A 10,842-nucleotide genomic window follows, 5' to 3' on the forward strand; every position below is an offset into this window, starting at 1 on the left:
GCGGGCGACGACGATCCGCCGCGCGCTCCGCCGGCTGCCGGCTGGCCGCTACCGGGTCGCCGTGCGCGCCGCCAGCCGCACCAGCGGCCGGACGCGGACGGTGCTGGCGCAGCGGACCGTGCGCCGCTGATCGCACGGGCCGGGGCGGCGCGGGCACCCGCGCCGCTCACACGGCTCTCACATTGCTGCGGGAAGATGCCCGCATGACGGTCCTGGTCGTCGACGACGAGCCGGCGGTCCGCACGGCGCTCCAGCGCGTCCTGCACCACGAGGGCTACGAGGTGCTGCTGGCGGCCGACGGGATCGAGGCGCTCCAGCAGCACGCGTCGGCGCCGGCCGACGTGCTGCTGCTCGACGTGATGATGCCCGGCTGCGACGGGCTCGAGGTCTGCCGGCGCCTGCGCGCGGCCGGCGACCACACGCCGGTGCTGATGCTGACCGCCCGCGATCAGGTCGGCGACCGGGTCGACGGGCTCGACGCCGGGGCCGACGACTACCTGCCCAAGCCGTTCGAGCTCGACGAGCTGCTGGCCCGCCTGCGGGCGCTGCTGCGCCGCTCGCAGTGGGAGGGCGAGAGCGACAACGGCGGCGCCCGGATCCTGCGCGTCGACGACCTGACGCTCGACGGCCGCGCCCACGAGGTTCAGCGCGGCGGGCGGCAGATCGAGCTGACCCGCACGGAGTTCCTGCTGCTGGAGCTGTTCCTGCGCCACCCGCGGCAGGTGCTGACCCGGGAGCAGATCTTCGAGGCCGTCTGGGGCTACGACTTCGGGCCGACCTCCAACGCGCTCCAGGTCTACGTCGGCTACCTGCGGCGCAAGCTCGAGCAGGGCGGCGCCCCGCGGCTGCTGCACACGGTCCGCGGCGTCGGCTACGTCCTGCGACCGACGGCGGGCTGAGCGGATGAGCCTGCGCCGCCGCCTGGTCCTCCTGACCGCCGCCGCGGTCTCGCTGGCGATCGTGCTGGCGTCCGTCGTGACCTACGCGATCGTCCGCGACAACCTCCGCGGCCAGGTCGACAGCGCGCTCAGGGAGCTGGCGCCGCAGGTGACGATCGCCCCGGCCATGACCATCGGCGGCAGGGCCTCCGGGTCGGTCCAGGGCAGCGACCGTGCGCCGACCGAGGACGACGCGATGGCGATCCGGAAGGGCGAGGCGGTCGGCCCGCCCCCGGAGGGCGGGCTCTCGCTGGCCCGCCCCGCGCGCAAGAGCGACGTCACGGCCGAGAAGCGGCGGCTGGCCGACGCCAAGGGCAAGAAGCAGTTCCGGGTCTTCCTGCCGCGGGACGAGCTCGGGGGCCCGACCGGAGTCGCCCAGGTGATCACCTCGACGGGCAGCGTCCTCAGCACTGACGCGACCGCGGCGTTGCCGGTCGACTCGGCGGTCCGCGCGGTCGCTCGCGGCGAGCTCGACCTGCTGTTCCAGGACGTCACGATCCGCGACACCCATGCCCGGATGCTGACCATCCGCGACCCGATCGGCGGCGCGATCCAGATCGTGCGGCCGCTGAGCGAGGTCGACGACACGCTCGGCCGGCTGCGCTGGATCCTGCTCGGCGTCTGCCTCGGCGGACTCGCCGTCGGCGGCGGCCTCGGACTGGCCGTCTCGCGCGCCACCGTGCGCCCGGTCGCGCGGCTGACCGAGACCGCCGAGCAGGTCACCGAGACCGGGGACCTCGGCCACCGGATCGAGCAGCACGGCGAGGACGAGCTCGGGCGGCTGGCGCGGTCGTTCAACCGGATGCTCGGCGCGCTCGAGGCGTCACGCGACGCGCAGCGTTCGCTGGTCGCCGACGCCTCCCACGAGCTGCGGACCCCGCTGACCAGCGCCCGCGCCAACATCGAGCTGCTGCAGCGGGCGCACGACCTGCCGGAGGCCGAGCGCGCCAAGGCGCTGGGGGACGTGCGCGAGCAGCTGGAGGAGCTGACGGTCCTGGTCGGCGACCTCGTCGACCTGGCCCGCCCCCGCGAGCAGCTGGTCGAGGAGCCCGAGGACCTCGCGCTCGACGGGCTCGTCGCCGAGGCCGTCGCCCGCGCCCAGCGCAACGCCCCGCACGTGCGGTTCGCGCTCGACCGCTCGCCGGGCCTCGTGCGCGGATCGCGGACGAGGCTGAGCCGCGCGGTCTCGAACCTGCTGGACAACGCGGCCAAGTTCAGTCCCGACGGGGGCGACGTCGAGGTCGTCGTGCGCGACGGGACCGTCACCGTCCGCGACCACGGCCCCGGCCTGGCCCCCGCCGACCTGCCCCACGTCTTCGACCGCTTCTGGCGCTCGTCGAGTGCCCGCGGGCTGCCCGGCTCGGGGCTCGGGCTGGCGATCGTGCGGCACGTCGCCGAGGGTCATGGCGGACGGGTGGACGCGAGCAACGCGCCCGGTGGTGGCGCGCTGCTAACGCTGACCCTGCCGCCGGCGGACGGTGACCCGGCCAGCCGGCCGCTCTCACCCGATTCCTAGGCGCCGCTCACGGTGATCCTCGGTCGCTCTCACGGCGCTCTCAGCGCCAGGCGATCGGATTCCGGGGGCGATGCTCACCCTCCGAAGCACCCCTCCCCTCGCGCGACTGGCCCAGCTGGCCGCCCTGGCCCTGTGCGCGGCGGTCCTCGCCGCCTGCGGCGCCAGCTCCAAGGACGACGGCCCCGGCGCCGGGTCGAAGAAGGCCTACGAAGGCGCGCTGAAGTTCGCCAAGTGCATGCGCCAGCACGGCGTCAACATGCCCGACCCGAAGCAGCAGAGCGGCGAGGTCGCGATCGCGATCGGCCCCGGTCCGGGCGGCGGCAAGGCAACCGACCGCAAGCTCGACATGCCGAAGATGAAGGCGGCGGAGAAGGCCTGCAGCGCGTTCCTGGCCGAGGGCGCCGGGCCGCCGCCCTCGCCGGCCGAGCAGGCCAAGATGCGCGACCGGATGCTGCGCTTCGCCAAGTGCATGCGCGACCACGGCATCGACATGCCCGACCCGAAGTTCAGCGGCGACGGCGGCGTCAGGATGACGATGCGCGCGGACGACGGCGGGGCCAGCGCCGGATCGGGGCCCGATCCCCGCAAGCCGAGGTTCCAGGCCGCCGAGAAGCAGTGCCGCAAGTTCCTCGGCGACGGTCCGGGCGGGTCCGCCGCCCCCGCGATGTCGACCTCGGACGCCCCGTGAGCCCGACCGACGCGACCGACGAGGCGCTCGACCCGGTCACGGCCGAGCTGCGGGCCGGGTCGGGGGACGACCGGCCGCGCGACGGTGATCCGCGCGACGACCGGCCGCTGCTCGACGACCCGTTCCCGCGCCGCCGGTGGGGCCGGCGCGCCGTGGCGGTCGGCGCGGTGCTGGCCGCGGCGGGCGCCGGCGCCTGGATCCTGACCCGCGACGGCGCCCGGCCCGCGACCCCGGAGGTCAACCGCTCGGTCCCGACCGGCGTCGCGACCGTCGAGCGCCGCGACCTGGTCGACCGCCAGGACGTCGACGGGACGCTCGAGTTCGCCGGCGACCGCCGGGTCGCGGCGCCGGCCGCCGGCATCCTGACCCGGCTGCGGGCCGAGGGCTCGATCGTCTCGCGCGGGCGCCCGCTGCTGTGGCTCGACGGCCACGCGAGCGCGTTCGTGATGTACGGCGCGGTGCCGATGTACCGCGAGCTGCGGTCCGGCGTCAGCGACGGCGCCGACGTCCGCCAGCTGCAGCGGAACCTGGCCGCGCTCGGCTACGACCCCTACGGCGCGCTGGTCGCCGACGGCGAGTGGAGCGCGGCGACGACCGCGGCGGTGAAGCGCTGGGAGGACGCCCGCGGAGTCGACGCCGACGGTCGCGTGCCGCTCGGCGAGATCCTCTTCACCGGCGGCCCCGTCCGCGTCGGCAGCCACGCCGCGACCGTCGGCGACCGGCTGGCGCCGGGCGCGCCGGTGACCGACGCCTCCAGCACCCGGCGCGTGATCAACGGCCAGCTCGAGGCCAGCCGCCAGGCGTCGGTCGACGAGGGCGACAAGGTCGAGGTGACGCTGCCCGACGGCGACGTCGCCCGCGGGGTGGTCGAGCGGGTCGGGCGGGTCGCCAAGGCCGGCCAGGACGGCGGCGAGGCGACCGTCTCGCTGCGCGTCGGGCTGCGCGGGCGACTCGCCCGCAGCACCGGCCTGGACCGCGCGCCGGTCACGATCTCGGTCGCCACCGAGGCCGCGAGGAACGCGCTCAGCGTGCCGGTGACGGCGCTCGTCGCGCGCGGCAGCGGCCGCTACGCGGTCGAGCTGCGCGGCGGTCGGCTGGTGCCGATCGAGACCGGGGTCTTCGCCGACGGCTACGTCGAGGTCAGCGGCCGGCTGCGCGAGGGCGACCGGGTGGTGGTGCCGCGATGAGCGCCGTGCTGGCCCTCGAAGGGGTCTCGAAGACCTATCCCGGCGGCGTCCGGGCGCTCGACGACGTCTCGCTGCGGGTCGAGGCCGGGGAGCTGGCCGCGGTCGTCGGGCCGTCCGGCTCCGGCAAGTCGACGCTGCTGCACATCATGGGCACGCTGGAGCGCCCGAGCAGCGGCCGCGTGCGGCTCGACGGGCACGACGTCGCGACCCTCGGCGACCGGGCGCTGGCGGCGCTGCGCGCTCGCCGGATCGGCTTCGTCTTCCAGCAGTTCTTCCTGCTCGACGGGGTCACCGCGCTGGAGAACGTCGCCCACGGCCTGCTCTACACCGCGACCCCGGTCCGGCAGCGGCTGGCGGCGGCCCGGATCGCGCTCGAGCGGGTCGGGATCGGCCGCCGCGCGATGCACCTGCCGAACCAGCTCTCCGGCGGCGAGCGACAGCGGGTCGCGATCGCCCGCGCGCTGGTCGCCCGCCCGGCGATCGTCTTCGCCGACGAGCCGACCGGCAACCTCGACTCGCGCTCCGGCGCGGCGGTGGTCGAGCTGTTGCGGACGCTGAACGACGCCGGCACCACGATCGTCGTGATCACCCACGACCAGCAGCTGGCCCACCAGCTGCCACGGCGGATGACGATGCACGACGGTCGTCTGGTGGGCGACGCATGAGGGGCGGGCTGCTGCTGGGCGACGTGCTCCGCGTCGCCGCCTCGGGCCTGCGCTCGCGACGGGTGCGGACGCTGCTCTCGGCGCTCGGGATCGCGATCGGGATCGCCAGCCTGGTCGGCGTCCTCGGCCTCTCGGCCTCCTCGCGCGAGGGGCTCGTGCGCCAGCTCGACGCGCTCGGCACCGACCTGCTGACCGTCGGGCCGGGGCAGACGCTCGGCGGCGAGGACACCACCCTGCCGCTGAGCGCGCCGAAGACGATCGCCCGCGTCGCCGGCGTCGGCCGCGTGGCGACGGTCCGGTCGCTCGGCGACGCGACGGTCCGGCGCAGCGACAAGATCGACCCCGACGAGACCGGCGGGCTCAGCGTCCAGGCCGCCGATCCGACGCTGCTGGCCACGATGCACGGCCGGATGCTGCGGGGGCGGTTCCTCAACGCCGCCAGCGGCCGCGGCCCGTCGGTGGTCCTCGGCGCGGTCGCCGCCGAGCGGCTCGGCGTCGACCGTCCGGGCCGCCAGGTCTACATCGCCGGCCGCTGGTACGCCGTGGTCGGGATCATGGCCGCGCTGCCGCTGGCGCCCGATCTCGACCGCTCGGCGCTGATCGGCTACGACGCCGCCGCGCGCTACCTCGGCTCGGAGCGCTCGGCGACCCTGATCTACGTCCGCGCCGCTCCGGACGCGGTCGAGCGGGTCTCGACGCTGCTGTCCTCGACGGTCGACCCCGCCAACCCCGAGGAGGTCGACGTCAGCCGGCCCTCCGACGCGCTCGCCGCGCGGGCGGCGGCCGACGACGCCTTCACCGGGCTGTTCCTCGGCCTCGGCGCGGTCGCGCTGCTCGTCGGCGGGATCGGGATCGCCAACACGATGGTGATCTCGGTCCTCGAGCGCCGCAGCGAGATCGGCCTGCGACGGGCGCTCGGCGCGACCCGCGGTCACGTGCGGATCCAGTTCCTCGGCGAGTCGCTGCTGCTGTCCGGCCTCGGCGGGCTGTCGGGCGTGGCGCTGGGGGCGGTGGTGACGACCGTCTACGCCGATCAGCGCGGCTGGCAGGCGGTGGTCCCGCCCGAGGCCCTGGCCGGCGGCCTCGGCGCGGCGCTGGTGATCGGCGCCGCCGCGGGGCTCTACCCGGCGGTCCGCGCCGCGCGGCTGTCGCCGGTCGACGCGCTGCGCAGCGCCTGAGGCCCGCGCCCGCCAACCGCAACCGAAGAAGCATTCTTCACCGCCGCTGCTGACCGGTTGAGGTGGCGGGCGTACGGTCGTCCCATCACGTTCGCGGCCGCTCTCCCCTGCGCCGCGACCCCACGATCGCGAGGACCATATGACCGTTCGAATGAAGGCCACGGCCCTGCTCGCCACCGGGGCGCTCGCCGGCGGCGCGGCGACCGTCATCACCCAGGCCGGCGCCGACTCGACCCCGAAGGGCGGCGACGGGCCGTCGACCGGCCAGCGCGAGCAGTGGCGCCAGCGCGGCGAGGACCGGCTCGCCGCCCTCGCCAAGGACCTGGGCGTCAGCAGCGCGACGCTGCGGACCGCGTTCGGGAAGGTCCGCGACCAGCTCCGCGAGGACCGGCCCGAGAAGGGCGAGCTCGGCGCCGACCTGGCCAAGGCGCTGGGCGTCAGCGGCGACGATCTGCGGACCGCGCTGCGGGCGCTGCGCCAGGACGACAGCCTGCGCCCGAAGCGCGGCGACCGCACGCAGAAGCCGACCGAGGCCGGCCGCGCGAAGCTGCGCGACGCGTTCGCCGCCGCGCTGGCGAAGAAGCTCGGCATCGACCAGGCGAAGGTGACGGCCGCCTTCGCGCAGCTGGAGAAGGACCACCAGGCGCAGCGGGCGACCCGCCGCAGCGCGCTCGCGGCGGCGCTCGCCAAGCAGCTCGGCAAGAGCACCGCCGACGTCGAGAAGGCGCTCGCGGCCAACCTGCCCGAGGGCCGGGGCGGCTTCGGCGGCCCGGGCTTCGGTCCCGGCGGCGGTCACCGCGGCGGGCCGGGTCGCCACGGCTTCGGTCCCGGCGGTCCCGGCGGTCCGCGCGGCGGTGTGGACGGGCCCGCCGGCTACGGCAGCTAGCGCCGGAGGCATCCCGCGCCCCCGGCCGTCGCGACGCGCGGCGGCCGGGGCTCAGGCCGCGTGATCGGCGTCGTAGTCGCGCATCGCCTGGACGCCGGCGGCGACGAAGGTCAGCGCGCGGTCGAGCAGCACGAGCGCCTCGGGCTGCTCGCCAGCGAGGGCGATTCGCCCGCCCTCCGGCGCCAGCTTGCGGTGCTCGCCGAGGACGTCGAAGATCGCGATCGTGGCCGCGGCCGCCATCCGCGGCTCCAGCTCGTCGACCGGCGACCCGAGGTCGCGGGCGATCGCCTCGGCGATCCGCCGCTCCGCCTGGGCGTGGTGGCGGCGCTCGACCGCCTGCAGCCCGCCGTCGGACTCGATCACGCGCCGCTGCATCCGCAGCTGCGCGTCGCGTCCCTCCCACCCGGGCAGCTCGGCCATGATCCACGCGCGCAGCGCGTCCATCGCGCTCTCGCCGGGCAGCCGCTGACGCAGCCGCTGGTCGAGCCGCTCGAACGACTCGGCGGTGTCGGGGAAGACCAGGTCCTCCTTGGCCGGGAAGTACGAGGAGACGGTGCGAGGCGAGACGTCGGCCGCCTCGGCGATCTGCGGGATCGTGGTCGCCGCGAAGCCCTGACGGTCGAAGAGCTCGAGGGCGACGCGCGCGATCGTCTCGCGCCGCCGCTGCTTCTTGCGCTCGCGCAGGCCGGGGCGCGGCGATGCCCCGTTGCTGGTGCCCGCGCCGGGAATCGCGCCTCCCTCGAGCCCCACCGTCTGCTCGCTCATGGACCAACAGTAGCGAGTGCTTGCAGTGTCTGCACTTTCACCGGTCAAGCAGATTTGCAGGACATGCAATTTTGCAGTCGCTGTGCTACGGTGCTCCGGCTCGACCCACGTCGGGCCGTCCCACCCCGCAGCTCAGGAGCATCATGTCGGCCTTTCTCGCGCGCCTCGCCCGGGCGCTGACCCATCATTGGAAGCGGAGCCTGCTCGCGGCCATCGCAGTGGTCGTCCTGCTGGGCATCGCCGCCGGCGCCGGCGGCAAGGCCGCCGACGACTTCAAGGTCCCCGGGGCCGAGTCGCAGAAGGCGGTCGACCTCTTCCAGAAGCACCAGAAGAGCCTCGCCGGCGCCGACTCGACGCTGGTCTTCACCGCCAAGTCGGGCAAGATCAGCGACCCGCAGAACCGCCAGGCGGTCGAGAGCGCGCTCGCCGAGGTGCGGAAGCTGAAGGGCGTCGCCCCCAAGGACGGCGTCGCCGATCCGTTCGCCCGCGGCGGCCAGCTCTCGCCCGACGGCACCCTTGCCGCGGTCGAGGTCCGCTACACGACCGAGCCGACCGACATCGAGAAGAAGGACGGCGAAGCGCTGGAGAAGGCGGCGCGGACCGCCGAGAAGGGCGGCCACGTCGACGTCGCGATGCGCGGCGTCGTGATCGACACCGCCGCGCAGCAGGACGCGCCGGTCGGCGAACTGGTCGGCGTCGCGATCGCGATCGTGCTGCTGACGCTGCTGTTCCGCTCGGGCGCCGCGATGGGCGCGACGCTGCTCGGGGCCCTGCTCGGCGTGATGGTCGGCCAGATCCTGCTCGCCGCCCTCGCCAAGCCACTCGGCCTGCCGGAGTTCGCGACCACGATCGCGATCATGCTCGGCCTCGGCGCGGGCATCGACTACTCACTGCTGATCGTCAGTCGCTATCGCGAGCAGGCGGCCAACGGCGACAGCGTTCGCGACGCCGCCGCGAAGGCGGCAGCGACGGCCGGCTCGTCGGTGGTCGCCGCCGGCCTGATCGTGATGGTCGCGATCGCCGGCCTGCTGGTGATCGGGATCCCGATGATCGGCAAGATGGGCATCGGCGCGGCGATCGGCGTGGCCGCGGTCGTGGTCTCCGCTCTGACCGTGCTGCCGATCTTCCTCGGCGCGTTCTCGCGCTGGCTGAAGCCGAAGAAGCGCTCCCACGTCGAGGCATCCACCGCCTTCGCGTCGTGGGGCGAGAAGATCACCGCCCGCCCGTGGGCCGCGATCGCCGCCGGCGTCGTGATCCTGCTGGTCTTCGCCTCGCCGCTGCTGCACATGCGCCTCGGCCAGCCGGACGACGGCAACCAGCCGGCCAAGAACACCCAGCGCGTCGCCTACGACCAGCTGACCAAGGCGTTCGGCCCGGGCTCCAACGGCCCGTTCCTGATCGCCGTCGACACCCCGGGCGGGTTCGCCGGGAACCAGGCCGCGGTCGCCAAGCTGCAGACCGCGATCGCCGGCGATCCGGGTCTGATCGCCAAGAGCGTGGGCGCCCGACCGTCCGACGACGGCAAGGTCGCGATCATCGGCGCGACGCCGACCTCCGCCCCGCAGGACGAGAAGACCACCAAGACCCTGGAGCGGCTGCGGGACCACGTGATCCCCGACGCGACGAAGGGGACGCCGATCGCCGGCAAGGTCTACGTCGGCGGCAACACCGCCGGCTTCCAGGACTTCTCGGACAAGGTCTCCGCGGGTCTGCCGCTGTTCATCGCGGTCGTGATCGGGCTCTCGGTGCTGCTGCTGATCGCCGCCTTCCGCTCGCTCTGGATCCCGCTGGTCTCGGCGGTCTTCAACCTGCTGTCGATCGGCGCCGCCTACGGCGTGGTGACCGCGGTCTTCCAGGACGGGATCGGGGCCAGCCTGATCGGGGCCGACAGCGGCGTGCCTGTGGTCTCGTTCATCCCGGTGATGCTGTTCGCGATCCTCTTCGGCCTGAGCATGGACTACAACGTCTTCCTGCTCAGCCGGATGCACGAGGCGTACAACGAGGGCAACGGCCCGCGCGAGAGCGTGATCATCGGGCTCTCGCGGATCGCCAAGGTCGTGCTCTTCGCGGGCTTGATCATGGCCTCGGTGTTCCTGGCCTTCGTGACCCAGGACGACGTGATCGGCAAGATGTTCGGCGTCGGCCTCGGCATGGCGATCCTGATCGACGTGCTGATCGTCCGCCTGCTGATCGCCCCGGCGGTGGTCTCGCTGCTCGGCCACAAGGCCTGGTGGCTGCCGAAGTGGATGGACCGGCTGATCCCGAACGTCTCGCTCGAGGGGCACCTGGTGGAGAATGTCGACCCGCCCGGCACCCCGGTCGGCGGCCCGGCGCCGGCGCCGGCAGCCTCGGCCGCCGACTGACCGGCCCCCACGCCGCTCGCCCGCCCGGGCGAGCGGCCCGCAGGACCTTCGCGACCCGGCCGATCTGGCCGGGTCGCGTCGCTTCCGGGACGGGGCGGCGGCGTCATCTCCACCGGTCCGCCACGCGCCGGCGTCTGCGCACCGCGCTCCGCGGGGCGTCGTGACGCCACCACGCGCGGAGGCGGCGAAACGACGCCAGCGCGTCCCGGCTCAGCGCTCCAGCACCTCCCGCTCCAGCGCCTCCATCTCCTGCGCGGTCGGCGGGGCGACCGGGCGCAGCCGGCCGTAGAGCCCGGCCCCGACCAGCAGCAGCGCCCCCAGCACGGCCCAGGCCACGACCCGCCCGGCGGTCTCGACCTCGGCCAGGTCGATCACGGCGACCTTGAAGGCGACGGCCCCGAGCAGCGCCAGACCGGCGATCCGCAGGGCGACGGCGCGTCGCAGCAGACCGGCCGCGACCAGCCCGATCGCGGTGCCGGCCCAGAGCGCGTCGAGCGCGACGGCGACCGCGTCGGGGCCGCCGCCGGCGGCCGTCACCAGCGCCGCGGTCAGGCCCGACGCGGCGACCAGCGCGCCGCTGCCGCCGGTGACGGCGAGCCAGGCACGGAGGCCCTCGAGCAACCGCTGGTCGCCGTCGACGCGGCTGACGACCAGCG

Annotated in this window: 10 protein-coding genes; 8 read left to right on the forward strand and 2 right to left on the reverse strand. The window is 74.9% G+C overall.

Going from position 1 to position 10,842, the window contains the following annotated elements; all coding sequences use genetic code 11:
• Positions 1-203: 203 nt before the first annotated feature.
• The 7 genes from PAI11_RS19345 (at position 204) to PAI11_RS24810 (ending at position 7,058) form a co-directional block, all read left to right on the forward strand.
• Positions 204-899, forward strand: coding sequence for a response regulator transcription factor (locus tag PAI11_RS19345; RefSeq protein WP_007577965.1), 696 nt, complete (start codon positions 204-206; stop codon positions 897-899).
• A gap of 4 nt (positions 900-903) precedes the next feature.
• Positions 904-2,454, forward strand: coding sequence for a sensor histidine kinase (locus PAI11_RS19350; RefSeq protein WP_007577966.1), 1,551 nt, complete (start codon positions 904-906; stop codon positions 2,452-2,454).
• A gap of 70 nt (positions 2,455-2,524) precedes the next feature.
• A complete protein-coding gene (locus PAI11_RS19355; RefSeq protein WP_007577967.1) occupies positions 2,525-3,142 on the forward strand; it encodes a hypothetical protein in 618 nt (205 codons plus the stop codon).
• On the forward strand, positions 3,139-4,329 hold the full coding sequence (locus PAI11_RS19360) for an efflux RND transporter periplasmic adaptor subunit (protein ID WP_007577968.1): 1,191 nt from the start codon (positions 3,139-3,141) through the stop codon (positions 4,327-4,329). Before PAI11_RS19355 ends, PAI11_RS19360 begins: the two co-directional genes overlap by 4 nt.
• Positions 4,326-4,994, forward strand: a complete 669-nt coding sequence (locus PAI11_RS19365) for an ABC transporter ATP-binding protein (protein WP_040601039.1) — start codon at positions 4,326-4,328, stop codon at positions 4,992-4,994. The genes PAI11_RS19360 and PAI11_RS19365 overlap by 4 nt, the downstream gene beginning before the upstream one ends.
• Positions 4,991-6,172: an ABC transporter permease gene (locus PAI11_RS19370; RefSeq protein WP_007577971.1), complete on the forward strand. Its 1,182-nt coding sequence runs from the start codon at positions 4,991-4,993 to the stop codon at positions 6,170-6,172. Before PAI11_RS19365 ends, PAI11_RS19370 begins: the two co-directional genes overlap by 4 nt.
• A 151-nt stretch (positions 6,173-6,323) precedes the next feature.
• A complete protein-coding gene (locus tag PAI11_RS24810) occupies positions 6,324-7,058 on the forward strand; it encodes a hypothetical protein (protein WP_007577973.1) in 735 nt (244 codons plus the stop codon).
• A gap of 51 nt (positions 7,059-7,109) precedes the next feature.
• Here the strand turns inward: PAI11_RS24810 and PAI11_RS26530 are convergent, their stop codons facing one another.
• On the reverse strand, positions 7,110-7,823 hold the full coding sequence (locus PAI11_RS26530; protein WP_050897324.1) for a TetR/AcrR family transcriptional regulator: 714 nt from the start codon (positions 7,821-7,823) through the stop codon (positions 7,110-7,112).
• Positions 7,824-7,966: 143 nt separating this feature from the next.
• Here PAI11_RS26530 and PAI11_RS19385 point away from each other — a divergent pair, with 143 nt between their 5' ends.
• Positions 7,967-10,186 carry an MMPL family transporter gene (locus tag PAI11_RS19385; protein ID WP_081488542.1) on the forward strand — a complete coding sequence of 740 codons (2,220 nt, stop codon included), beginning with the start codon at positions 7,967-7,969 and terminating at the stop codon, positions 10,184-10,186.
• 210 nt (positions 10,187-10,396) lie between these two features.
• Here PAI11_RS19385 and PAI11_RS19390 read toward each other — a convergent pair.
• On the reverse strand, positions 10,397-10,842 hold a 446-nt coding region (locus tag PAI11_RS19390), incomplete at its 5' end, for a DUF2339 domain-containing protein (RefSeq protein WP_040601040.1).

The organism is Patulibacter medicamentivorans (assembly GCF_000240225.1).
GTDB lineage: Bacteria > Actinomycetota > Thermoleophilia > Solirubrobacterales > Solirubrobacteraceae > Patulibacter > Patulibacter medicamentivorans.